22 protein-coding genes and 1 riboswitch are annotated in these 25,632 nt (G+C 44.3%); of the genes, 18 read left to right on the top strand and 4 right to left on the bottom strand.

The annotated features are described in order from the left end of the window. Entirely contained in the window at window positions 1-183 is a 183-nt protein-coding gene (locus G589_RS21795) for a hypothetical protein (protein WP_155832481.1), read from the bottom strand. A gap of 88 nt (window positions 184-271) precedes the next feature. Between G589_RS21795 and ilvD the strand changes: the two genes are divergently transcribed. The 9 genes from ilvD to G589_RS0101595 all read left to right on the top strand — a co-directional run bounded on the left by ilvD (window position 272) and on the right by G589_RS0101595 (window position 10,021). Further along, a complete protein-coding gene (gene ilvD / locus G589_RS0101635) occupies window positions 272-2,014 on the top strand; it encodes a dihydroxy-acid dehydratase (protein WP_026520848.1) in 1,743 nt (580 codons plus the stop codon). 15 nt (window positions 2,015-2,029) lie between these two features. Continuing rightward, window positions 2,030-3,022, top strand: coding sequence for an asparaginase (locus G589_RS0101630; RefSeq protein WP_026520847.1), 993 nt, complete (start codon window positions 2,030-2,032; stop codon window positions 3,020-3,022). A 2-nt stretch (window positions 3,023-3,024) separates the two neighbouring features. Then, on the top strand, window positions 3,025-4,287 hold the full coding sequence (gene pepT, locus G589_RS0101625) for a peptidase T (RefSeq protein ID WP_026520846.1): 1,263 nt from the start codon (window positions 3,025-3,027) through the stop codon (window positions 4,285-4,287). Between the two features lie 45 nt (window positions 4,288-4,332). Then, window positions 4,333-4,433: riboswitch (TPP riboswitch) on the top strand. 91 nt (window positions 4,434-4,524) lie between these two features. Next, entirely contained in the window at window positions 4,525-5,982 is a 1,458-nt protein-coding gene (thiE, locus tag G589_RS22055) for a thiamine phosphate synthase (RefSeq protein ID WP_196811831.1), read from the top strand. Continuing rightward, entirely contained in the window at window positions 5,979-6,503 is a 525-nt protein-coding gene (gene thiW / locus G589_RS0101615) for an energy coupling factor transporter S component ThiW (protein ID WP_026520844.1), read from the top strand. The genes thiE and thiW overlap by 4 nt, the downstream gene beginning before the upstream one ends. Next, window positions 6,500-7,294, top strand: coding sequence for a bifunctional hydroxymethylpyrimidine kinase/phosphomethylpyrimidine kinase (gene thiD / locus G589_RS0101610; protein WP_026520843.1), 795 nt, complete (start codon window positions 6,500-6,502; stop codon window positions 7,292-7,294). Before thiW ends, thiD begins: the two co-directional genes overlap by 4 nt. A gap of 21 nt (window positions 7,295-7,315) precedes the next feature. After that, window positions 7,316-8,641: a phosphomethylpyrimidine synthase ThiC gene (gene thiC / locus G589_RS0101605; RefSeq protein WP_026520842.1), complete on the top strand. Its 1,326-nt coding sequence runs from the start codon at window positions 7,316-7,318 to the stop codon at window positions 8,639-8,641. Window positions 8,642-8,740: 99 nt separating this feature from the next. Beyond that, window positions 8,741-9,289, top strand: coding sequence for a putative ABC transporter permease (locus G589_RS0101600; protein WP_026520841.1), 549 nt, complete (start codon window positions 8,741-8,743; stop codon window positions 9,287-9,289). Window positions 9,290-9,304: 15 nt separating this feature from the next. Then, window positions 9,305-10,021, top strand: coding sequence for a hypothetical protein (locus G589_RS0101595; RefSeq protein ID WP_026520840.1), 717 nt, complete (start codon window positions 9,305-9,307; stop codon window positions 10,019-10,021). 49 nt (window positions 10,022-10,070) lie between these two features. Here the strand turns inward: G589_RS0101595 and G589_RS0101590 are convergent, their stop codons facing one another. Beyond that, window positions 10,071-10,319 (bottom strand): GlsB/YeaQ/YmgE family stress response membrane protein, encoded by a 249-nt coding sequence (locus G589_RS0101590; protein WP_242826398.1) that lies wholly within the window; start codon window positions 10,317-10,319, stop codon window positions 10,071-10,073. A 186-nt stretch (window positions 10,320-10,505) separates the two neighbouring features. Between G589_RS0101590 and hflK the strand changes: the two genes are divergently transcribed. Further along, on the top strand, window positions 10,506-11,504 hold the full coding sequence (gene hflK, locus G589_RS18500) for an FtsH protease activity modulator HflK (RefSeq protein ID WP_051192111.1): 999 nt from the start codon (window positions 10,506-10,508) through the stop codon (window positions 11,502-11,504). Between the two features lie 30 nt (window positions 11,505-11,534). Then, a complete protein-coding gene (hflC, locus tag G589_RS0101580; protein WP_022768818.1) occupies window positions 11,535-12,410 on the top strand; it encodes a protease modulator HflC in 876 nt (291 codons plus the stop codon). Window positions 12,411-12,447: 37 nt separating this feature from the next. Here the strand turns inward: hflC and aroA are convergent, their stop codons facing one another. Together aroA and G589_RS0101570 are read right to left on the bottom strand one after the other, a co-directional pair. Continuing rightward, window positions 12,448-13,776, bottom strand: coding sequence for a 3-phosphoshikimate 1-carboxyvinyltransferase (aroA, locus tag G589_RS0101575; protein WP_026520838.1), 1,329 nt, complete (start codon window positions 13,774-13,776; stop codon window positions 12,448-12,450). A gap of 29 nt (window positions 13,777-13,805) precedes the next feature. Continuing rightward, window positions 13,806-14,903 (bottom strand): prephenate dehydrogenase/arogenate dehydrogenase family protein, encoded by a 1,098-nt coding sequence (locus G589_RS0101570; protein WP_026520837.1) that lies wholly within the window; start codon window positions 14,901-14,903, stop codon window positions 13,806-13,808. Between the two features lie 206 nt (window positions 14,904-15,109). On the opposite strand from G589_RS0101570, the gene G589_RS0101565 reads away from it, so the two are divergent. The 7 genes from G589_RS0101565 (at window position 15,110) to G589_RS0101535 (ending at window position 25,603) form a co-directional block, all read left to right on the top strand. Then, window positions 15,110-17,200, top strand: coding sequence for an elongation factor G (locus G589_RS0101565; RefSeq protein WP_026520836.1), 2,091 nt, complete (start codon window positions 15,110-15,112; stop codon window positions 17,198-17,200). Window positions 17,201-17,319: 119 nt separating this feature from the next. After that, entirely contained in the window at window positions 17,320-19,257 is a 1,938-nt protein-coding gene (locus tag G589_RS0101560; protein WP_196811830.1) for an EAL domain-containing protein, read from the top strand. A gap of 128 nt (window positions 19,258-19,385) precedes the next feature. Next, on the top strand, window positions 19,386-20,819 hold the full coding sequence (locus tag G589_RS0101555) for a hypothetical protein (protein ID WP_026520834.1): 1,434 nt from the start codon (window positions 19,386-19,388) through the stop codon (window positions 20,817-20,819). Window positions 20,820-20,831: 12 nt separating this feature from the next. After that, window positions 20,832-21,512, top strand: a complete 681-nt coding sequence (locus G589_RS0101550; protein WP_022768810.1) for a GntR family transcriptional regulator — start codon at window positions 20,832-20,834, stop codon at window positions 21,510-21,512. A gap of 21 nt (window positions 21,513-21,533) precedes the next feature. After that, window positions 21,534-22,748, top strand: coding sequence for an NADP-dependent isocitrate dehydrogenase (locus tag G589_RS0101545; RefSeq protein ID WP_026520833.1), 1,215 nt, complete (start codon window positions 21,534-21,536; stop codon window positions 22,746-22,748). Between the two features lie 169 nt (window positions 22,749-22,917). After that, complete coding sequence (locus G589_RS0101540) at window positions 22,918-24,894, top strand: ABC transporter ATP-binding protein (RefSeq protein ID WP_026520832.1); 1,977 nt, start codon at window positions 22,918-22,920, stop codon at window positions 24,892-24,894. A gap of 76 nt (window positions 24,895-24,970) precedes the next feature. Continuing rightward, window positions 24,971-25,603 carry a CPBP family intramembrane glutamic endopeptidase gene (locus tag G589_RS0101535; RefSeq protein ID WP_026520831.1) on the top strand — a complete coding sequence of 211 codons (633 nt, stop codon included), beginning with the start codon at window positions 24,971-24,973 and terminating at the stop codon, window positions 25,601-25,603. The last annotated feature ends 29 nt before the right edge of the window (window positions 25,604-25,632 follow it).

Genomic DNA, 25,632 nt, shown 5'->3' with positions numbered 1-25,632 from the left:
TTACAGCGCACTTTCTATGCGAGGAAGTGAAACTCCCAGTTTACGGGCATCTTCGCAGATCTCTCTTACACTGTAGCCTACGGTATACTTGTTGAAAGCTACGGCGTTATATGCTGGTGTACCGGGCTTATACAAGGTGCGCATCATTAGAGATGCAATAATATCTGCAGGGAGTATACTCATGGCTCTGACAGGCAGATCCGGAGAGATGTTCTTTTTTAATGCATGGAACTTACATCGATAGACATAAGGACGACAGGAGATGAAAAATATGAATCTTCAGAGCCAGAAAATGAGAGAACTTGCGCCGGAGCTTGATCCGCTGCGTATTGGAACGGGATGGAAAACGGAGGATCTTTCAAAGCCTCAGATATATGTAGAGAGCAGCTTCGGAGATAGCCATCCGGGCAGCGTACACCTTAATAATCTCACTGCTGAAGTTATTAAGGGAATTGAGAGCAAAGGCGGCCATGGAGCCAGGTATTTCTGTACCGATATGTGTGACGGAGAGAGCCAGGGAACAGACGGGATCAATTACAGCCTTGCCAGCAGAGAGATGATGGCAAACATGATCGAGATCCAGGCCAATGCTACGCCATTTGATGCAGGAGTTTTTCTGGCAAGCTGTGATAAGTCGGTTCCGGGAAACCTGATGGGTATGCTAAGAGCTGACATACCTTCGGTTTTTGTACCGGGAGGTGTAATGAAGGCCGGACCTAAGATGCTGACTCTGGAACAGCTCGGTATGTACAGCGCAAAGTTTGAGAGAGGCGAGATAGGACGGGATGAGCTTGACTGGGCTAAGTTAAATGCATGTCCCGGATGCGGAGCATGCTCTTTTATAGGGACAGCATCAACCATGCAGATAATGGCAGAGGCTCTGGGACTGGCGCTTCCGGGCAGTGCGCTTTTACCTGCGGACGGAGAAGAGATAAGAAGCTGCGCTTACAGATCCGGACAGAGAGCAGTAGAAATAGCAGGCTCTAATGATATGCGTCCATCGAATATCTTAAGCCTAAAGAGCTTTGAGAATGCCATTCTGGTCCATGCTGCTATTTCAGGATCCACAAACGCTCTGATGCATCTGCCGGCAATTGCACATGAACTTGGTATTGAGATAGACGGTGATACCTTTGACAGGCTTCACAGGGGAGCTCATTACATATTGAATATCAGACCTGCAGGCCAATGGCCGGCTGAGTGCTTCCACTATGCAGGCGGTGTTCCGAGGATCATGGAGGAGATCAAAGATCACCTTCATCTTGATGTAATGACTGTTACAGGTAAGACTCTTTCAGAAAACCTGGAAGAACTAAAGAGAAACGGCTATTATGAGAAGTGCGAAGAGGGGCTTGCAGAATTTGGCAATCGCTATGGTACTGCGATTTCAAGAAGAGATGTAATAAGACCATATACTGATCCTATAGGAACGGATGGAAGTATCGTGGTCCTCAAAGGCAATCTTGCACCGGAAGGCGCCGTAATAAAGCATACAGCATGTCCGAAAGAAATGATGAAGGCTGTTCTGTATGCAAGACCCTTTGACTCTGAAGAGGAGTGTCTTGATGCAGTGCTTCACCACAAGGTGCAGAAAAATGATGCGGTATTTATAAGATATGAAGGACCTAAAGGCAGCGGAATGCCTGAGATGTTCTATACATCTGAAGCTATCAGCTCGGATAAAGAGCTGGGAAGGTCCATAGCGCTTATAACTGACGGAAGATTCTCAGGAGCATCGACGGGGCCTGTAATAGGTCACTGTTCTCCGGAAGCAGCATCGGGTGGACCTATTGCTCTTGTCGAGGAGGGAGATCTCATAGAACTTGATGTGATGGAGCGAAAGCTAAATATCGTCGGCATCAAGGGAGAAAGAAAGACCCCTGAAGAGATAGAAGAAATCCTTAAAAAGAGAAAAGATGCCTGGCAGCCAAGAGAGAGCAGATACAAAAAAGGCGTATTAAAGCTCTTTGCCGATCATGCTGTAAGCCCAATGAAGGGCGCATATCTAGAGTAATACTAAGGAGTAAGAATGAGTAGAAAAATATTGATCATAAATACAGGTGGAACATTATCTGCCGTAATGAAGAGTAACGGCCTTATACCGGGACTTTCAATCCATGACATGCAAAAAGAGCTTCAGATGGTATCGGGAGATACTGATATTGAGATTGAGGACTTTTGCTCAGTGGACAGTGCAAACATTTTCCCGGAGGACTGGAGCTTGCTGGCAAAAAGAATAAGCCAGTGCCGTAACGACTATGATGGAATTGTAGTGATCCATGGCACGGATACGCTGGCATATACCTCGTCTATGCTCTCATATATGCTGAGAAACATAAACATTCCCGTTGTAATAACCGGCTCGCAGCTCTCTATCACTAATCCTGTTGCTGATGCGATGGAGAATTGCAGATGCGCCATTCATATGGCAGCCAGCCAGATACCGGGTGTATTTGTGGCATTTAACAGAAAAGTAATGCTCGGCTGCAGGGCTTCAAAGGTAAGGTCACTTAGCTTTGATGCGTTTGAGAGTATCAATTATCCTAACATCGCTACTATAAGCTCACTTGGAATGAAGATTGATACGTCGGCAGTTCCGGAGAGAACAGGGATTTTCAAACTTACAGATACCTATTCAGACAAGGTCTGCATGATCAAAATGTTCCCCGGAATACACAGGAGCTTCATCGAATCTATTGCTGATCAGGGCTATAAAGGAATATACATCGAAGCCTATGGAATCGGAGGAATGCCTTTTATCAAGCATGACTTCATAGGCGCTTTGGACAAGCTTATTCAGAGCGGAATCACAGTGGTTGTCGGAACTCAGTGCCGGTACGAAGGCACCAAGATGGATGTCTATGAGACAGGTAAAAGAGCTCTTGAAATCGGTGCACTTGAAGCTCACGACATGACAACAGAAGCAGCCCTTACAAAGCTCATGTGGATACTTGGACTGACAGAGGATGTAAAGGAAATACGTGATTATTATTCAATAAATGTAGCAGGAGAAATGGCCTAACTATGAAGCAGGAAGAAGTTTACGAACAGGTAAAAGAAAGACTGATGAGCTATGCAAGGATTGATACTCAGTCTGCTGAATATACCGGGCATTGGCCAACAACAGAGAAACAAAAAGACCTTGCACGTGTGCTTAAGGATGAGCTTATAAGCATAGGCGTATCCGATGTATTTCTGGATGAGGAAGGGTGTGTCGTTTACGGCAAAGTTCCGTCCAATGTACAGGATACTCAGGTAATGCCTATAGGATTTATTGCCCATATTGACACAGCTCCCGACGCCAGCGGAACAAATGTTAAGCCCTGGGTTTTGGAAAACTACGATGGTGGAGACATTGTTCTTAATAAAGAGAAGAACATAGTCATGAAGGCTTCTGACTATTCTAATCTCAAAATGTATATTGGCCAGGACCTTATACTGACTGACGGAACAACACTTCTTGGTGGGGACGACAAGGCTTCAATCGCAGCCATAATGTCTTTTGCCCAGTATCTGGTTGATCACGGCGATGTAAAGCATGGAGACATTTGCATTGCCTTTACTCCTGATGAGGAAGTGGGAGGACTTGCAAGGGATCTGGATTTTGATAGGTTTGGAGCAAAGGTGGCTTACACTTTGGACGGCGACCATCTTGGCTGGTATGAGGATGAGACCTTCAATGCATCGGAAGCGGTGTTTGAGTTTACAGGTAGAAGCGTACATACCGGAACAGCCAAAGGCATTATGGTAAATGCAGTTGATATGGCAGCTGAGCTTATGGCTATGCTGCCAAAGAAAGAAAAGCCCCAGTATACCGAAGGTGTGGAAGGCTTTTATCACCTGATCTCCTGCGAGAGCGACTGTGAGCATGCAAGGGTAAGGCTTCTTGTCCGCGACTTTGACCATGATAATTTCAAAAAGCGCGAGGAATTTCTTAAGGAGTGCGCAGAGAAATTAGGAGCAGACTATGGAGATGACCGCGTGAAGCTTACGATTATCCATCAGTACAGCAACATGAAGGAAGTTCTGAAGGACGTTCCGTTCATGATAGATATACTTAAAGGTGCCATCAGGAAAGCAGGTATAGAGCCTGTCTGTGAGCCCTTCAGGGGAGGAACCGACGGAGCAGCTCTTTCATTCAGAGGCCTTCCGTGCCCGAATCTCTCAGCAGGTTATGAAAACGCCCACGGAAGATTTGAGTATGTACCAATACAGTCCATGGTAAAAAATGTAGAGATATTGCTGAATATCTGTGAAAGTGCTCTTGCTATTGCCGACAATGCGTGATATATTCTATAACTGAAGGTCGCAAAGACCTGCAAAAACAACAAAATACCGGACAAGGGGAGCTGATAATGGCTGAGAGGTGCATGAGCACGACCCTAAACCTGATTTGGATAATGCCAACGTAGGAATCGTCGATTAGTTAAGCGTAATTAGCGTCATCTGTATCAGATGGCGCTTTTTTATGTCCATCTGACAGAATGTGCTAAACTCTCTCAGTCATGATCAAATGTAATTGACATGACTTATGATCTTTGGGAAATTCGCCCGCAAATACACATTTTAACCAACTACATTACTGCTTGTGACGTGGTAAATGCATGTCTTTCCGTAGGAGCTACGGCCATAGGAGGAGATGCCCTGTGCGAGTGTGCGCAGATAACAGAGAACTGCGATGGCCTTGTCATCAACACAGGAACTCCGTCACCGGAGAGGCTAAAGGTCTTTTTATCATCAGGTAAAAGAGCTAACGAACTGGATATACCGGTCGTGCTGGATCCGGTAGGCGCCGGAGCCACAGACTTTCGAAGAGATATGTTAAAAGAGCTTTTGGCCAAAGTTCACTTTGCATGCATAAGGGGAAATACTTCAGAAATTAAGGCACTATGTGAAATACTTGGCATCAACAAAGGTGATAAAATCACGCAGGTCTTCGCCGGAGTGGAGGATATGGGAAGCCATTTATCCAAAAAAGATTTGCTTAGTCTTTCTAAAGCTGCAAAGGCTGTTGTCGTTGTGAGCGGAGAAAACGTGCTGATCGCAGATGCTTCTGCAAACCTGGTTTATAAACTACCCGGTGGCAGCAGCATGCAAAAGCTCTTTACCGGAGCAGGATGTATGATGAGTGCCATAATTGGCTCATACCTTGGAGCTGCCAAGAAAGAAGAAGAGACAGATGATTATGTAAATGCCATCAGGGAAGGCATTTTACTTTATCAGATAAACGCCGCCAGGGCAGAGCTCTTTTGCCAAAAAGAAAAAAGACTTGGGACTATGGAGTACAAGAATGCTCTCATCGATCAGCTGAGTCTTACAAGGCTTAGCAGGAGAGGGCGTTTTAGAAGACTTGATACATTTCTGTATGCAATAACCAACAGAGATATCCTACAGGGGGAAATAAGTCTGTCGGAGGCGGTTGAACAGGCTATTCTGGGCGGAGCAACAATGATACAGCTCCGGGAGAAAAATATGACCACAACCGAATACATAAAAACGGCGGTCAAGGTCAATCAGATATGTGAGAACTATGATATTCCTCTTATCATCAATGACAACGTGGAAGTATGTAGCGTGGTAGGGGCAGCAGGCGTCCATTTAGGGCTTGAAGATGAGTCGATAGAAAAGGCAAGGGAGGTTCTTGGAAGGGACTTCATAATCGGTGCAACGGCCCACAATCTTGGAGAGGCGAAAAGAGCTCTTTTACAAGGAGCTGACTATCTTGGTGTTGGTGCAGCCTTTGGATCGGATACCAAAAAGGATGCAAAGCCGATGATGAACCTCGAAAGCTATAGGGAGATCACATCAAGTATGCCGATACCGGTGGTTGCCATCGGTGGTATAACGGGTGAAAACCTGCATCATTTATCGGGACTTGGTCTTTCCGGAATTGCAGTGATATCAAGCATCTTTGGTGCTTCTGATATAAAAGAAAATACAAAAAGCCTTAAGGAAAAGGCTAAGGAGGAGATTTTAGGATGAAGAAAGAATCAGTAGTTAAGCTTGTATTATCGGGAATGTTTGTGGCACTGGCGGTTGTGCTTTCGACATTTTCGATACCGGTTGGAGGATCAAAGTGCTTTCCAATCCAGCACATGGTAAATGTTCTCTCTGCGGTATTCTTAGGACCATGGTATGGCGTTGGAATTGCCTTCTGCACCTCACTTATCAGAAATTTGTTGGGGACAGGAACACTTCTTGCTTTCCCGGGGAGCATGATCGGAGCTCTTTGCTGCGGACTTGTTTACAAATACACAGGTAAGCTCACATTCACATATGTAGCTGAGATCATAGGAACGGGTATCATCGGAGGCTTATTTGCTTACCCGGTTGCAGCTTTTGTTATGGGAAAAGAGGTAGCTTTTTTCGTATATGTAATACCTTTCCTTGTGAGCACGGTAGGCGGAACGCTGATTGCAGCAGTCCTTATCACGGTACTCAAGCAGAATCATGTCCTTGAAAAACTGCAGACACTGGTAAAAGAGGGCAGGATAGCAAGATGAAAAAGAAGTGTGCGCTTGCGATAGCAGGGAGTGATTCAAGCGGCGGAGCAGGAATCCAGGCCGACCTTAAGACCATGCACGGCTGCGGAGTATATGGAATGAGTGCCATTACAGCCGTTACGGCCCAGAATACCACCGGAGTAAAGAGCATCATGAAGGTTAGTAAAGAGGTGCTCTCAGATCAGCTGGATATGGTGTTTACCGATATTTTTCCGGATGCAGTCAAGATCGGAATGACCTTTCAGAGTGATCTTATAGAGGCTATCTCAGACAGACTAAAACTCTATAATGCAAAAAACATTGTTCTTGATCCTGTTATGGTTGCAACCAGCGGAGCAAGGCTCATGGAAGAAGACGGGATCACTGCACTCTGCAAGAAACTTATTCCGCTTGCAGATCTTATTACACCGAATATCCCTGAGGCAGAAGTTCTTCTGGGGGCAGGAGAGATAAAAAGCAGGGAAGATATGGAAAGAGCAGCCGTGAAGATTGCTGAGATTTATGGCTGCAACTGCCTTGTTAAAGGCGGTCATATGGTAAGTGATGAGCGATCCTGTGACGTGCTTGCAACAACAGGAGGGAAGCTTTATTGGTACGAGTCTGAGAGGGTTGATAATCCAAACACCCACGGAACGGGCTGCACGTTATCCAGCGCGATTGCTTCTTACCTGGCAATTGGCTGTGACATTTGTGGCAGCATAAAAAATGCCAAGCAGTACCTTGATAAATCCATAAGAGAGGGGCTTGATCTAGGAACCGGTCATGGGCCGCTTTGGCATGTATTTGTATAAAAAACAATCAGGAGAGAGTGTATGAACTTAGTTAATAACAGAATTTATTCCACACAGATGGAGGCTGCCAGAAAAGGAATAGTGACGCCTGAAATGAAGGTGGTGGCAGAAAAAGAAAACAGAGATACGGAATTTATCAGGCAAATGGTTGCGGAGGGGAAAGTAGTTATCCCCGCAAATCCGAATCATATAGGACTTGATCCCAACGGAGTCGGAAGTATGCTAAAGACCAAGATCAATGTTAATCTTGGAGTTAGCAGAGACTGTAAGGATCTGGACGTAGAGATGAAGAAAGTAATGAAGGCTGTAGACATGGGGGCTGAGGCTATCATGGATCTTTCAAGCCACGGTGATACGCAGCCCTTTAGACAAAAGCTTTGTTCATCATGCCCTGCGATGATAGGTACTGTGCCTGTCTATGATTCAGTCATACATTACAAAAGAGATCTCGCAACCCTGACAGCAAAGGACTTTGTGGACGTTGTCAGACTCCATGCAGAGGATGGTGTAGACTTTGTTACCCTTCACTGCGGAATAAGCAGAAATACCATAGAGCAGATAAAAAACGGCAAGAGAGAGATGAACATAGTAAGCCGTGGAGGAAGTCTTGTATTTGCATGGATGGCAATGACGGGTCAGGAGAATCCATTCTACGAGTACTATGATGAGATTCTTGAGATATGCAGAGAACACGATGTGACCATAAGTCTTGGCGATGCATGCCGTCCGGGATGTCTTGCTGATGCAACTGACAGATGCCAGATAGAGGAGCTTATAAGGCTTGGAGAACTCACAGAGAGAGCATGGGCAAGAGATGTTCAGGTAATGGTGGAAGGTCCGGGACATGTGCCCATGGATCAGATAGAAGCTAACATGAAGATACAGCAGACTATCTGCAAGGGAGCGCCTTTCTATGTTCTTGGACCTCTTGTGACAGATATAGCACCGGGATACGATCACATTACTGCAGCAATCGGAGGAGCTATCGCAGCTGCTTCCGGAGCAGCATTTTTATGCTATGTAACTCCCGCAGAACATTTGGCTCTGCCTAATGTGGATGACGTACATCAGGGAATCATAGCCAGTAAGATCGCAGCTCACGCAGCGGACATTGCAAAGGGAATACCCGGAGCAAGAGACAGGGACGATCGCATGGCCAAGGCCAGAAAGAACCTGGACTGGGATGCACAGTGGCTTGAGGCGCTTGATCCAGCTACAGCCAAGGCTATAAGAGACAGCAGAGCACCTGAGGATGACCACAGCGATACATGTAGTATGTGCGGTAAGTTCTGCGCTGTACGAAGCATGAATAAAGCTCTTGCAGGAGAGTATATAGATATTCTCTGATCAGCCAGCTTTCTACATATATACATAAAAGTATCCTTTGGGTGTAGAAAATGCTATCATAATAGAATGTGTTATGACATATAGTTGGGAGTGGGGGATATGAAGAACAGGAAAATAAGCTTGGATGTGATTCGGAACTATATTGAATACTTTCTGATATATTGCTTCGGAGGATGGCTGTATGAGTCTATATGGTGTGATGTGATATATCATCGCAGGGGATTCCTGAACAGAGGAACATTATTTGGACCGTGGCTTCCTATCTATGGAATTGGATTCTTCATTATACTTGGCATATTCACACTCCTTAAGATCAAAAAGCCCTGGACGGTATTTATAGTCGGCGGTCTTATAGCTACGATAGCAGAATTTATTGCAAGCTATATAATGGACAAGACCGTTGGCGGATATACCTGGAACTATGCCACATACTTCATGAATTATAAGGGAAGGATTGCGCTGGTTCCAAGCCTGATGTTTGGCCTTCTTATATGTCTTGCAATATGCGTTATACATCCGGCTATCGTAAAGTTTCAGAACAAGTACAAAGACAATCGCATCCATAATATTATCTTTATTGTGGTATTTGCACTGTTTATCCTGGATCTTACATGCCGTATATGGCTTGGTCCCAACTTTAAGGGATAAAAGAGGAGAGAATGTATGAAGAAAAAATCTATCTATATTGGCATACTTATAGCTATGACCATGCTTGCCGGCTGTGGCAAACAGGATGAACAGAATTCGAACATATTTGAGTCTGTATCTAATGAGACAGCTGCTACAGAGACAACATCTGCAGCTGAGATAACGCCGGAGGCAGAAACAGAGCCTGAGGCAGATACTGCAAAAGAAGTTGAGGAAGCACCTTCGGAAGCTGCTACGAGCGGAATGAAAGACGGTGACCGATTCGATGATGTCATCATCCTTGAAGGCATGGAAGAGACCGTCCACTATGAACACGTGATAAATGAATCAATAGGTCTTGAGATGGACTACGACTATGAGTCATTTGTGCGCTATAGTGAACCTGAAAGCGAGTGCTTTATTTCAATCTATGACGATGCCCAAAAGCCTGAGAATTATCTTGAAATAGTTCACAGCAATGAAACAGCCGAATCAGTAGCCGACACCATAGCTGAAGACCTTTCAAAGGAATATGATATAACTAGGACTGATATGGAGCTTGATCATGACGGAAACTGCGTCAAGATTTCTGCATCAGAGGATAAGAACACTCATGGAACAGCGGACATGATATATGTTGTTTATATTATTCCAAGAGAAGACGGTTGCCTTATTGCAAAAGAGAGCATGTATTTCGAGGCATCTGAAGGCTTCGGAAGAAGATTCAATTATATGGTAAATACCATCAGGTAACATAAAAACAGCCCGAAAGCCAACAGACTTCCGGGCTGCTTTATTTCTTTTACTTAAGGAGCTTAGAGCCAGCAAAGATAACGATGCAGGATCCGATGATGCCAACGATCAGGTTTCCAAGAATTCCTGATCCGTGGATGCCTACAAGTCCAAGTACGAGGTTTCCTACAAAACCACCTACAACACCAAGAATGATGTTTCTAAGAAGGTTGCCCTCATTGTTCATGAGCTTGCCTGCAAGCCATCCGGCAAGTGCTCCAATAACAAGTCCCATAATAAGACCCATTCCATTGATCATTTCCTCAATCCCCTTTCGAAATACTTATTTTCAGGACTTAGTATATCAAAAAAAGATTGCGAAATAAATAACAAAACTGCAAGATAGCACATACTAATTCGCCAATGACGTTCTGTATCAGGCTTGGCACGGGTGCTATCATTATGCTATATTCAGATGGATGTTTTATATAGAGGAGGAAGTGTTATGAATCTTAAACCAAAAAGAGAATTTGATGCATCCAAACTTGGAAAGAACATATTACTGGGAATACTGATAATATTTATTCTTTCGGTAGTTATGGGTTCTTTCTACAACGTAAGTGAGCAGGAGCAGGCTGTAGTCACACAGTTCGGCAAAGTAGTACAGACCAACTCCGCAGGACTCTACTTCAAGATTCCGTTTATCCAGAAGGTACACAAGGTTGATATGACAACCCACGGTATCGGAATCGGATATGTGCTGGATGGAAACGGACAGAACATCACTATCGACGATGAGGGAATAATGATTACATCGGACTTTAACTTCGTTGATATTGATTTCTATCTTGAATACAAAGTCAGCGATCCTGTGGCATATATTTACAATACAAACAGCCCTGAGAGCATTATGAAGAACATCGCTCTTGCAAGCATTCGCTCAACTGTAATTGACTATCCTGTAGATGAAGTCATTACAACAGCCAAGGGCCAGATCCAGGCAGAGGCAAAAGAAAGACTTGCCAAGGCTCTTCAGGAAGAAGAGGTCGGACTTACAGTAGTAAACCTTACAGTACAGGACGCTGAGCCTCCGACAGATGAGATCAAGCAGGCTTTCAAGGCCGTTGAGACTGCTAAGCAGGGAAAAGAGACAGCTGTTAACAATGCCAAGAAGTACCAGAGTGAGCAGGTTCCGGCAGCAGAGGCTGAGGCAGACAGGATCATTCAGAACGCAGAAGCACAGAAGGCAGCCAGAATTGCAGAAGCAGAAGGTGAGGCAGCCAAGTTTAACAGCATTTTTGAGGAATACAGCAAATACCCTCTGATCACCAAACAGAGAATGTTCTATGAGGCTATGGAAAATGTTCTTCCGGGCGCCAAGGTAATCATTACAGACGGCAGCACACAGCAGATGCTTCCGCTTGAGAGCTTTAGCACAGGTGTGGCAGGAACAACAACAACTACTACAGTAACAGCTGATAGTTCAGAGAGCACCGGTAACTGATAGAGCATGTGAAAGTTGAGGGAAAAGACTATGAAGAAGAAAGTAACAGGAACAATTATTACCATTATAATAATTGCTGCACTTATCATCCTGGGCAACTCATTATACACAGTTCACCAGAAAGAGTATGTTGCAGTAAGACAGTTCGGTAAGATCGTAAAAGTTGAATCACAGCCCGGACTTAACATGATAACACCGTTTGTACAGACAACACAGCGCATCAGTGCAGCCACCAAGATCTATGATATTCCTGCATCTGATGTTATCACCAAGGACAAAAAGTCCATGATCACAGATACATATGTACTTTGGAAGGTTGTTGATCCGGTTAAGTACATCCAGTCACTGAATGCTCTTGATGCAAGAGCTCAGGAGAGAATTGAGGCAGCAGTTTACAACGCAACCAAGACTGCTATTTCATCCATGACTCAGGACGAAGTTATTGAGTCAAGAGGAGAGGTTCTTACAAACCTTATAACAGCTGATGCCAACTCAGATATGTCAGGATATGGTATCGAGATCGTAAAGGCTGAGATCAAGGCACTTGACCTTCCTGATGATAACAGGGCAGCAGTTTACGAGAGAATGATCTCAGAGCGTAACAACATCGCAGCTTCTTACCAAGCTGAAGGTGCAGCTGAAGCTCAGAAGATCAAGAACGAGACAGACAAGAAGGTTGCAATCCTTAAGGCAGATGCCGAGAAGAGCGCAGCTAAGCTTGCCGGTGAAGGAGAAGCTGAGTATATGAAGACTCTCTCCGAGGCATACAACACACCCGAGAAGTCAGAGTTCTACAACTATGTAAGATCACTTGATGCATTCAAGGAGTCTCTCGGAAATGGTGAAAAGACCATTATCCTTGATAAGAACTCAGAGCTTGCAAGAATGTTCTACATGAATCACTGATAGATTTAAATATGGTAATAAAAAACAGGGGCTGCTTTTAAAGCAGTCCCTGTAAGTCTTTAAAGAAGGTCGGATAAGAAATGCCGACGCATTCATCATCCAATATTCTGGTGGTTCCGGTTGCTGCAAGAGATGCGATGGCAAAACTCATTGCAATCCTGTGGTCGCTGTGACAGTTTATATCAGCTCCCTTAAGGGGCTTACCTCCGTGGATTATCATTCCGTCATCTGTGGCTTCTATGTCACATCCCATGCTACGAAGTCCCTCTACCACAGTGTCAATTCTGTTTGATTCCTTAACCTTAAGCTCGGCAGCATCTTTTATTATGGTGTCGAAGTTTCCGGTAGCAGCAAGTACTGCGACTACAGGAAGTTCGTCTATCATGGTCGGGATCTCTTTTCCACTGACTATGAACTGATTGTTCTCATTGCCGTGGAGTTCTGAGTATTTGATAAGGATATCTGCCTTGGGTTCTGAGGACTCATCTACATTGAGAAGAGTAATATCAGCACCCATCTGATCAAGGACATTTAAGATGCCTGCCCTTGTCTTGTTGATCCCTACATTTCTGATAAGGATTTCAGATCCGGGAACCATAAGAGCTGCAACGATAAAGTAAGCAGCAGAGGAGATATCTCCGGGTACATTTACCTTTCGTCCGACAAGTGGCATTCCGGGATGGAGTATTGCTACAGCGCTTCCGTCTCTTGCGACTTCGTTGTGGATGTCTGCTCCGAAGGAAGCGAGCATTATCTCCGTGTGGTTTCTGGAAAGAGCCGGCTCATATACAACACTGTCGCCCTCAGCGTAAAGGCCTGCAAGCATGATGCAGGATTTGACCTGGGCTGAAGCAACGGGACTGTGGTAGTTTATGCCGCGCAGCGTTTTTCCGCCGGTGAAGGCAAGTGGAGCACAGCCGTTTCCCATGACGGAGACAACTTCAGCACCCATGCTGGTCAAAGGCTTCATGATCCTGGCCATAGGTCTTTTCTCAATGGACATATCTCCGGTGATCATGGAGTCGAAGGGCTGGGCAGCTAAAATACCTGACATGAGTCTTGTTGTGGTTCCGCTGTTTCCTGTATAGAGAGTGGAGTCGGGCTTCTTAAGACCGTGAAGTCCTTTTCCGTGAACGGTTATGGTCGGAACTCCGTGGGTAGGCCTTACGGTATGCTCGATCTCGACACCCAGCTTCTTAAAACAATCGATTGTTGAGAGGCAGTCAGCGCTCTTAAGAAAGCCTGTTACCTCAGTTGTGCCTTTTGAGATGGCACCAAACATGATGCTCCTGTGGGAAATGGATTTGTCCCCGGGAACGAAAATATCACCTTTTAAGGGCTTTGTAGCTTTTTCCAATGCTATCATAGTCTGTTTTCTCCGTGTAAATGTGCTCTTTACTTGGTGTAAATGGTATAGCCGCTTTTTGAAAGTATTTCCTGAGCCTTATCAAGGCCTGCTTCATCATGGAACTCTATGCGAAGAGTACCACGTTCATATTCTCTGTTGTGTACGATACCGATGTTCTTGATATTGATGTTGTTATCGGACAAAAGAGTAGCAACCCTGGCAAGGTTACCGGGCTTGTCGTCGATTTCTACCTTGATGCGATATACCTTCTTGATAGGACCTGATGAGAGGTCGCTGAAGGACTCTCTGTATTCTCTTGCAGATGTAAAGAAGTCAAGGATCTTGTCCTCGTCCTTTTCATCGATGGCAAGCTTGATGTCGCAGAGGGCATCAATATAGCTGCTAAGGAGTGATGAAATATTCTCCTTGTTGGTGGTACAGATCTGATTCCACATGACAGGAGATGAGGAGGATATTCTGGTAATATCCTTAAAGCCTCCGGCTGCTATGGTCTTAAGCAGGTGATCCTCAGTGTCGTTGTCTTTTACAAGATTGACAAGTGATGCCGAGATGACATGCGGAACGTGGCTGATCGCAGCAGTTGCGTAGTCGTGCTGAAGATAGGGCACAACCAGTGGAATTGCACCGATTGTCCTGACAAGTTCAACGTAGTCCGATAATCTCTTTTCATCTGTCTTATCGGTTTTTGTAAGAATGTAGTAGGCATTTTCCAAAAGAGATGCCTTTGAATTGCCGTAGCCTATTCTCTCTGTTCCGGCCATGGGATGTCCGCCGATAAACTGTTCTTCCAGCGAGAGCTCTTTTACCTTCTCATGAATACTGGTCTTGACGCTGCCAATATCTGTGATGGTAGTCCTGGGATCAATATATGGTAAAAGAGATTCGAGATTCCAGTTATTTACTTCGACAGGAGCGCATAAAAAGATGTAATCGCAGCTGCGGAAGTCTTCGCCGATGGCATCCAGCGGAAGATCAACGATGCCTTCATCAAAAGCTGCATCCACAGTTGCCCTGTGGGGTGTATATGCCATGATCCTGGATTCCGGAGTATTTGCCTTTATGGCACGTGCGATTGAACCGCCAATAAGGCCAAGTCCTATGAATCCATAGGTCTTAAAGTCCATGAAAAAAGTCCTCCTATTATAAATAGAGTTCGCTTAACACTATATCACTTTAAAGCAAGAAAATCAACTTAATTATATTTGTGCAAAACTGCCTATTATACTTGTTTTGGAAACACTTTTTTAGTAAAATGGTTATATGATTTTCTTGGGGACCTGTATCATATCTCATACATTTTACCCAAAATATCCAGACTGGAGGATTAGATATGAACGTTTACACTACTGACAAGATTCGTAACGTGGTGCTGTTGGGGCATGGCGGTGCAGGTAAGACCACACTCGCAGAAGCAATGGCTTATCTTGCAGGAATCACTTCCCGTATGGGAAAGGTTGAGGACGGAAACACCTTAAGCGACTTTGATAAGGAAGAGCAGAAGAGACATTTTTCTATCAGCACAACAACCATTCCTCTGGAGTGGGACGGACACAAGATCAATTTGCTGGATACTCCCGGATTCTTCGACTTCGTTGGTGAAGTAGAAGAGGCTATCAGCGTTGCCGATGCAGCTATTATCGTTGTATCAGGTAAGGCCGGAATAGAAGTTGGAACAGAGAGAGCATGGGATCTTTGTGAGAAGTATAAGATTCCACGTATGTTCTTTGTAGCAGATATGGATATCGACGATGTTTCTTACAGACAGGTTGTACAGGACCTCACTGACAAGTATGGCAAGAAGATGGCTCCTTTCAATCTCCCTATCCGTGAGAACGAGAAATTTGTCGGATATGTTAACGTAATACAGGAGAAGGGCTTTAGATGGGAAGGCAAGGAAGTTGTTGAGTGCCCTGTTCCCGAGTACAACGAGGCTAACCTTAAGCTCTTTAGAGATACTCTTATTGAGACCGTTGCTGAGACTTCTGAGGAATTCATGGACAGATACTTCAACGGAGATACATTCTCTGAGGCTGAGATCAGAGCAGCAGCAAGAAGTAACGTTTGTGACGGATCAATCGTTCCTATCGAGATGGGATCCTCCACTCTCTGCCAGGGTATCTACACAGTCCTTGATGATATCGTTAAGTACATGCCAAGCCCTGAGAACCGCAAGATGGTCGGCATCAATACCAATACAAATGAGATCTTCGAAGCTGACTTCGACTTCAGTAAGCCTAAGACAGCCTTCGTATTCAAGACCATGATCGATCCTTTCATCGGTAAGTACTCACTTATCAAGGTTCGTTCTGGTGTCCTTAAGCCTGATGATCAGATGTTCATCGCAGGCAAGGACGTAGATGTTAAGCTTGGTAAGCTCTATGTACTTCAGGGCAACAAGGCAACTGAGGTTCCAGAGCTTCACGCAGGTGACCTCGGAGCTCTCCAGAAGCTTGATATCGCAACAGGTGATACTCTTTCAACAAAAGCTAATCCTGTTCAGTACGCTAAGATGGATATTTCACAGCCTTACACATACATGAGATACCACGCTCAGAACAAGGCTGATATCGACAAGATCGCACAGTCACTGGCTAAGCTTTCAGCTGAGGATCAGACACTTAAGGTTGTCAACGATGCTGAGAACCGTCAGACTCTCCTTTATGGTATGGGAGATATGCACCTTGAAGTTATCCAGTCCAAGCTGGCTAATGTTTACAAGGTTAACATCGACCTCACCAAGCCTAAGGTAGCCTTCAGAGAGACTATCCGCAAGAACTCTGACGTAGAGTACAAGTACAAGAAGCAGACCGGTGGACACGGACAGTACGGACACGTTAAGATGCGCTTCGAGCCATCAGGCGATCCGCTTACACCTTATGTATTTGAGCAGGAAGTTGTAGGTGGAGCAGTTCCGAAGAACTACTTCCCTGCAGTTGAGAAGGGTCTTGCTGAATCAGTTCTTAGAGGACCTCTGGCAGCTTATCCTGTAGTAGGCGTTAAGGCTGTTCTCTATGACGGATCATATCACCCTGTAGATTCTTCCGAAATGGCCTTCAAGGTTGCAGCTTCAGGTGCCTTCAAGAAGGGCTTCATGGAAGCATCACCTGTTCTCCTTGAGCCTATCGTTTCTCTTAAGGTTACAGTACCTGACAGCTTCACCGGTGACGTTATGGGTGACCTCAACAAGAGAAGAGGAAGAGTTCTTGGAATGAATCCTTCCCTTACAGGCAAGCAGGTTATCGAGGCTGAGGTTCCTATGATGGAACTCTACGGATACTGCACACAGCTCCGCTCCATGACAGGTGGCGCAGGCGATTTCGAGTATGAATTCGCAAGATATGAGCAGGCTCCTTCAGATGTTCAGGCTAAGGAAGTTGCTGACAGAGCAGATAAGGTTGCAGCAGCAAACTCAGAAGAGTAATAAGCATAAAACTATTAAACTCCTCCGGATTTCCGGAGGAGTTTTTTCTTATATTTAATAATAGTTTAATTAAACGATATACGAATTTGTGATAAAATTATTACATGTATACGGATTCTATGATTATTTATAATGCTATAGGTGAATATGCAAGTCTGCTTCTGGCAGGACTTCTTTTGTTTGTCATGCTCTATACTAACCCCAGAAAAACCTACGTCTACAGGTATATTTTCAGAGGGAATATCTGGTCAATCGTTGCTATCATTCTGCAGATAACTATCCTGAGGCTGGCAAGCAGAGCGGGTGAATCTTTTAACCCAACGCTTTTCATGTCGCTTCTCATACTCTTTACTCTGATATATAACGGAGTTTTGTATCATATCTTTTCCTATGTAAACATGATGTCTATCCTAAGACGCAGACAGCGTAAAGAGTTCCTATTGATGTATACGGCTCTGTCTGCTGTTTATGTCATTGCTCTTATTGTTGATATAGTCGCCAGCGGACTGTATGAGATGACTCTTGAAGGCGTTGATATTTCACATTTCACAAGGTTTTACTGTGTAGCCGGAATGGTAACATGTATCATCTGCTTTTATGCTTCGGTAACCAACAGGAGTCATATTTCGAGGGTTATCTGGCACACGGTATGTATTATCGTGCCGGCGGAGATCATAATTCTGTGCGCACAGATATTCTGCATAAGTACTAATCACACGGTATTCAGCGGACTGACTTATGTCCCTGTATTTACTTTGGCATTTCTTTTATTCCATAACATTCCTTATGATGAGCAGAGTGGATGCAACAGTGTAAATGCTCTTGATGAATTCCTTAAGAAGAATATCGGGAAAAAGAAATTCTATCTCATGTACGCAGAATTCAGAATGCCTACAGCCGATAACTTCATCAACGAGGATGACGATGAGATCATGTACATAGGGCTTAACGCCTGCAGAGCTATCGAGGGAATAAGTCCTAAAGTGACAATGTACAGGCTTGACAATGAAAAGTTCGTAAACGTCATCAACTGCAGCGATGAAAAGCAGGCTTTAAAGTATGCTGATCAGATCCGAGGGGTCTATGATGGCGTAAAGGCTGAGATCAAGGTGCCATTTAATTACATACTGATCACAGAGGAGATATCGCCTGATTTTGATACTCCAATGAAGATCAGGGAGATGAATGAGTACATTATAAATATGAAATTTCATGAGCAGAACAACAGCTATTTCTACGTAGTTAAACCTGAGGATTTCCTCGACTTTGAAGAAGTTTATCAGGTAACCAGTGCTCTTAAGGATATCAGAAACAGGCTTGATCTGGATGATGAGAGAGTAATGGTATATGCGCAGCCAATCTACAGCGTAGAAGATGGTGCGTTCAGAGTGGCTGAAGCTCTCATGAGACTTAAGGTTGGGGATAAGATATACACGCCGGATAAGTTCATCCCGATTGCCGAAAACGGCGGATGTGTACATGCCCTGACCTGTATTATCCTCAACAAGGTCTGCAAGGTTATTGAGAGTCTTTCCGAGTACTACGATTTCGATGCCATTTCCATCAATGTTTCGTCAAAAGAGCTTTCTCACAGTACAATGTATCAGGACTACCTGGACATTATTGAGAAATACGACATTGATACCTCAAAGATCAGGATGGAAATCACCGAGACAGCAATGTTCGAGAACTACGAAAAGGCAAACGACAACATGAGGATACTCAATAAGGAGGGAATTCAGCTTTATCTTGACGACTTTGGAACAGGCTATTCATCTCTTGAGAGAATCATGAACTGCCCGGTTAAGACCATTAAATTCGACAAGACGATTCTCTATAAATCACTTGATGATGACAGAATGGATGACATTCTTTCTTATATGATAGAAGTTCTCAAAAAGAATGGCTTCATCACGCTGATAGAGGGCGTAGAAGACGAGTCGCAGAATCAATATTCCGTTAACAGAGGCTTTGAGTATATACAGGGCTATCACTACGCTAAACCCGGACCTATTGAGGATCTTAAAAAGTACTTCGCCAGAAAGAATACATTTTAAAAATTATCAGAATTCAAGCGGTTTCCAAATGGAAGCCGCTTTTTTATTGCAGTTTACGAAATCTTGACATGGATGGTATGATTGTATACAATTATACGCAAAAGACAATTTGCATGTGAGGTTTTGTTATGAGTGATCAGAGTACTTTCCAAAATCGGCCGGTAACTATGAATGACAAGAATAATCTGCTTCAGATTGAGGAGCACATGTATATTCTTGACGATGTAGCAAAGCCGAATGTTTTCAGAAACATGTTCCCTTATGAGGAAGTTCCGAAGATTCCTTTCAACGACAGAATTGTTCCCCATAATATGCCCAAGGATATATGGATCACAGACACTACTTTCCGCGATGGACAGCAGTCAAGAGCTCCTTATACCACTGAGCAGATTGTAAGAATATACGACTATTTTCATGAACTGGGCGGCCCTAATGGAATGATAAGGCAGAGCGAGTTCTTTTTATATAGTAAGAGCGACAGAGATGCAGCTGTTAAGTGTATGGAGAGGGGATATGAGTTCCCTGAGGTAACCAGCTGGATCCGTGCGAGCCAGGAAGACTTCAAGCTGGTAAAAGAGATCGGCATGAAGGAAACAGGAATCCTGGTATCCTGCTCTGACTATCACATTTTCCTTAAACTTAAAATGACCAGAAGACAGGCGCTTGACCATTATCTTAGTATTGTAAAGAGCTGTCTTGAGGAAGGCATCAGCCCAAGGTGCCATCTGGAGGATATCACAAGAGCTGATATCTACGGTTTTGTTGTGCCTTTCTGTATCGAGCTTATGAAGCTCAAGGATGAGTATCAGATTCCTATCAAGGTAAGAGCCTGCGATACCATGGGCTATGGCGTAAACTATCCCGGTGCTGTTATTCCAAGAAGCGTACAGGGTATCATCTATGCTATCAATACCAACGCTTCAGTTCCAAGTGAGCTCATCGAGTGGCACGGACATAACGACTTCTATAAGGCCGTTACAAACTCCACAACAGCATGGCTCTATGGCTGCTGCTCAGTCAACACTTCACTGTTTGGTATCGGTGAGAGAACAGGTAACACACCTCTTGAGGCTATGGTATTTGAGTATGCACAGCTCAAGGGGCACTTAAACGGTATGAACACTCAGGTCATCACAGACCTTGCTGAGTATTATGAGAAAGAGATTGGCTTTACGGTTCCTGCCAACACTCCTTTTGTAGGCAAGAACTTCAATGTTACAAGAGCGGGAATTCATGCAGACGGTCTTTTAAAGAACGAGGAGATCTACAACATCTTCGACACAGAGAAGTTCCTCAGAAGACCTCCTGTAAGTGCTGTTTCCAATACTTCCGGTCTTGCAGGAATCGCCCACTGGATCAACATTCACTACAAGCTCAAGGATGACCATGCTCTTAATAAGCAGTCACCACTTGTTCTGAAAGTCAAGGAATGGGTAGATGCAGAGTATGCAGGCGGAAGAGTTACTGTTATGACAGATGGTGAGCTTGTAAAGAAGATTGAAGAAGTTGGAAATGAGCTCGGTATAGTTGTTAAGGAAGGAGAAGTGGTCACAAAAGCGTGATCACGAAGAGATATGGAGAATCATGATTTAAAGCAGGAAGTCACGGATAAGTATTCACTTAGAGGCCGTGTATTCCACAGGATCAGGGAAGATATCTTAAACGGTAAATACAAGGATCATGAGGAACTTAAGGAAGTTGCCATCGGCCAGGAACTTGGTGTATCAAGAACTCCCGTAAGAGAGGCCTTCAGACAGCTTGAGCTTGAGGGACTTATCACGATCATCCCCAACAGAGGAGCCTACGTTACCGGTATCAAGGTAAAAGACATCCAGGACATCTATATGATCAGGTCCAAGCTTGAGGGATTATGCGCAAGATGGGCATGTGAGAACATCACCAAGGAACAGCTTGAGGAGATGGAGGAGAACATCTATCTTGCTGAATTCCATGCTGCCAGAGGCCACATGGAGCAGATGGCAGAGCTGGACAACAGATTCCACACAATCCTCTACGAGGCATCAGGCTCTAAGATGCTTGAGCACCTCCTTAAGGATTACCATCAGTATGTCTGGAGAGTCAGACAAAAGACCCTTTCCAGCAGCCGTGGTGCAGTTTCAAATGTCGAGCACAAGTATATAATGGAAGCTATCAGGGAGAAAAATCCCGATAAGGCAGAGGAGCTTGCAAACCAGCACATGATCAACGCCTATGACAACATGGTTGATCACGGGCTTCTTGATATGTATGAATAAAACAAAAAGGAGATTAGCCTAATGAGCAAGATTCAGATGACAACACCCATTGTTGAGATGGATGGAGATGAGATGACAAGAGTCCTTTGGCAGATGATCAAGGACAAGCTTATTCTCCCACACATTGATTTAAAGAGCGAGTACTACGACCTTGGTCTTAAGCACAGAGATGAGACTGATGACCAGGTTACTGTAGATTCAGCCAATGCAACCCTCAAATACGGAGTTGCTGTTAAATGCGCAACCATTACTCCAAATAACGAGAGAGTTAAGGAATACGACCTTAAGAAGATGTGGAAGAGCCCTAACGGAACCATCAGGGCAATCCTTGACGGAACTGTTTTCCGCACACCTATCATGGTTAAGGGAATAGAGCCCAATGTAAGAACCTGGGAGAAGCCTATTACTCTTGCAAGACACGCTTACGGTGATGTTTACAAGAACGTTGAGATCAGAGTTCCGGGGCCCGGTAAGGCAGAGCTTGTATTTACAGGCGATGACGGAAAAGTAATAAGAGAGACCATCGAGGAGTTCAAGGAGCCCGGAATCATTCAGGGTATCCACAACAAGGACGCTTCAATCAGGAGCTTTGCAAGAGCATGCTTTAAATATGCCCTGGCCGAGAAGAAAGAGCTCTGGCTCGGAACAAAGGACACCATCAGCAAGACCTACGACAGAAGATTCAGAGAGATCTTTGATGAAGTATTTGAGACTGAGTTCAAGAAGGATTTCGAGGAAGCTGGAATTACTTATTTCTACACACTTATTGATGACGCTGTTGCCCGTGTTATGAAATCAAAGGGCGGATTTATCTGGGCTTGCAAGAACTATGACGGAGACGTTATGAGTGACATGGTTTCATCAGCTTTTGGTTCACTTGCTATGATGACATCTGTACTTGTATCACCAACAGGCGTATACGAGTACGAGGCTGCTCACGGAACCGTTCAGAGACACTACTACAAGTACTTAAAGGGTGAGCCTACATCAACAAACCCTGTAGCAACAATATTTGCCTGGACAGGAGCCCTCAGAAAGAGGGGAGAGCTCGACGGAATAAAAGAGCTTTGCGACTGGGCAGACAAGATGGAGAAGGCAACACTTTCTGTTATTGAGTCAGGACGTATGACAGGAGATCTTGCCCTCATCACGTCACTTCCAAATCCCGAAAAACTCGGAAGTGAAGAATTTTTAGATGCAATTGCGGAAGAATATGATATGATACAAGGAGCATAATTCATGCACATTCAAACTTGTTTGAATATGTGAATGAATTAATGGTCCGAACAAACATGAGGAAGTAACAATTTACGAAGTAAATTAGTGGATTCCGAATGTTTGTAGAATTGTGAGAGTTTCGAAGAAACGAAGCAATTCGTATCATATCAACAAATGGGGCTTTAAGATGATTCTTTCGGTACACGGATTATATAAGAGCTTTGATGGAAAGGACATCCTTAGGGATGCCTCTTTTCATGTGGAAAACAATGAGAAGGTTGCCATTGTCGGTATTAACGGAGCCGGCAAGACAACCCTTCTTAAGCTTATACTTGGTGAGCTTTCTCCCGATGACGGTGACGTTACTTTTGCAAAGGACGTGACCGTCGGTTACCTTGCCCAAAATCAGAACATCGACACGGAAAATACCATCTATGAGGAATTCAAAGAGGTAAAGAGAGAGGTTTGGGAGCTTGAGGATAGTATCAGAAACGCCGAAGAGCAGATGAAGCACCTTGAAGGTGATGAACTCACTGCACTTCTTGACAGATACACCAAGATGAATGAGGAGTTCCAGAGAAAGTCAGGCTATGCCTGGAAGAGCGAAGTTACAGGCGTTGCAAGAGGTCTTGGCTTTTTGGAGGAGGAGTTTGATAAAAAGATAAGCACCCTCTCCGGAGGTCAGAAGACAAGAGTTGCTCTGGGTAAGCTTCTTTTACAAAATCCGGATCTCATTATCCTGGATGAGCCCACCAACCATCTGGATATGAATTCAATCAGATGGCTTGAAAACTATTTGCTCAACTATAAGGGAGCTGTCATCATCGTATCCCATGACAGATATTTCCTTGATAAGATAGCCGATAAAGTTATCGAAGTGGAGAATTGCAGGGTTTCCTCATTTACAGGAAACTACTCCGATTATGCCATCAAGAAAGAGCAGAAAAGAGCTATCGAATGGAATGCCTACATCAAACAGCAGGCGGAGATCAAACATCAGGAAGAAGTTATTGCCAAGCTTAAGTCCTTTAACAGGGAGAAATCCATAAAAAGAGCCGAGAGCAGGGAAAAGATGCTGGATAAGATCGAAGTCCTCGATAAACCCGTGGACGTTAACGACAGCATGAAAATCACGCTAAAGCCCAATTGCGAGAGCGGAGGAGATGTCCTTACTGTAGAAGGGCTCTCTAAGTCCTTTGGCAATGAGAAGCTCTTTGAGGGACTGGATTTTGAGATCAAGAAGGGCGAGCACGTGGCCATTATCGGTGACAACGGAACAGGTAAGACCACACTTCTTAAGATGATAAATCAGGCAGAACCCATAGATGCCGGCAAGATAACCTACGGCGTCAAGGTTCACGTTGGCTACTACGACCAGGAGCACCATGTGCTTCACGATGAGAAAACTCTTTTTGAAGAGATATCAGATGCCTATCCGACACTTAACAATACTCAGATAAGGAACACTCTGGCTGCATTTCTTTTCACAGGAGATGATGTGTTTAAGAGAATCGGAGACTTATCCGGCGGCGAGAAGGGAAGAGTAAGTCTTGCGAAGCTCATGCTCTCTGATGCCAATTTCCTTATCCTTGATGAGCCTACAAACCACTTGGACATCACCAGCAAAGAGATCCTGGAGTCGGCTATTTCCGGCTACGAGGGAACTGTTTTGTATGTAAGCCATGACAGATATTTTATCAACAAGACAGCCACCAGGATTTTGGACCTCACAAGAGGAAAACTGGTTGGATACATAGGAAATTACGATTATTACCTTGAACATGTAGATGAGCGTATGGAGAGACTCTTTGGTGAAAAGAACCTTTCCGGGGCCGGCTTTGCAGACAGCGCTTATAAGTATGAAGACTCTGCTGCAGCCAAAGAGGCTGAAAACACAGATGAAGCAAAGCTTTCATCGGGAGCTGACGACTGGAAAGCCCAGAAGGAGGCTCAGGCTAGAAAGAGAAAGCAGGAAGCTGCTCTTAAAAAGTGTGAAGAGGAGATAGAAAAGCTGGAGGCAAGAGATGCCGAGATCACTGAGCTCTTGTCGGATCCTTCAATTGGAACAGATCTGGGTAAGCTGCGTAAACTCTCAGATGAGCAGAATGAATTACAGGAAAACCTTCAAAGGCTCTATGACGAATGGGAAGAGCTGTCGCTCTAAAGCACAATTTCCGATTGACCTCATATCCCAGCGAATATATAATAAATTTGATTTGGTTTAAACTAAGGAGATAGCGTTGAATCAGTTATATATTCCATTGTTATGGGAGCTGCTGCTCATTGTTTCCACTGCATTCTTGCCCAAGCAGACGCTGTACCTGTTCTTTGTATTCTACCTGGGTATTCTTTATTATTTTTATTATTTTTACAAGCAGTTTTCATTTAGAAAATTACATAAGAATTTTGGCAGGATAATCACTTTCTGGATTCCTGTTGTGCTTACATTTATCGGTCTCTACATCGCGGATTACTTAAAGACTAATGTTGTACCTGAGCTGTTTCCTACAGCCAAACCCGGTGTGGTCCAGATAATCTATCACAATGAGCTTTTGCCGACACTGATGTATGCCATCATGATGATCGTGCTTAAGCCCGTAGCCGAAGAGCTCTTTTTCAGAAAAGCTCTTATCAAGTTTGGAAGCAAGAAAAAGGTATTCGCCTTTACCGTTCTTTCGCTGCTACTGTGTGCACTGACACGTGCCCACGGACTCTTGGGGATAGCAGAGTGGGTACTTATGGCGCTGCCTGTTACCATAGCATATGTCGCTACAAGGAATATCTATATTTCCCTGATGGCACATGTTCTTTTTGAGTTCTATGACAACATATATTCAGTTGTTTACACTATTGCCAGGATATTTAACAGATAGCCTTGCAATTTATGTAAAAATAAGCCCCT

The sequence above is a fragment of the Butyrivibrio sp. VCB2001 genome (assembly GCF_000423965.1).
GTDB lineage: Bacteria > Bacillota > Clostridia > Lachnospirales > Lachnospiraceae > Butyrivibrio.
Note: the sequence above shows the minus strand (reverse complement) of the source record. Positions and strands in the feature narration are given on the sequence as shown.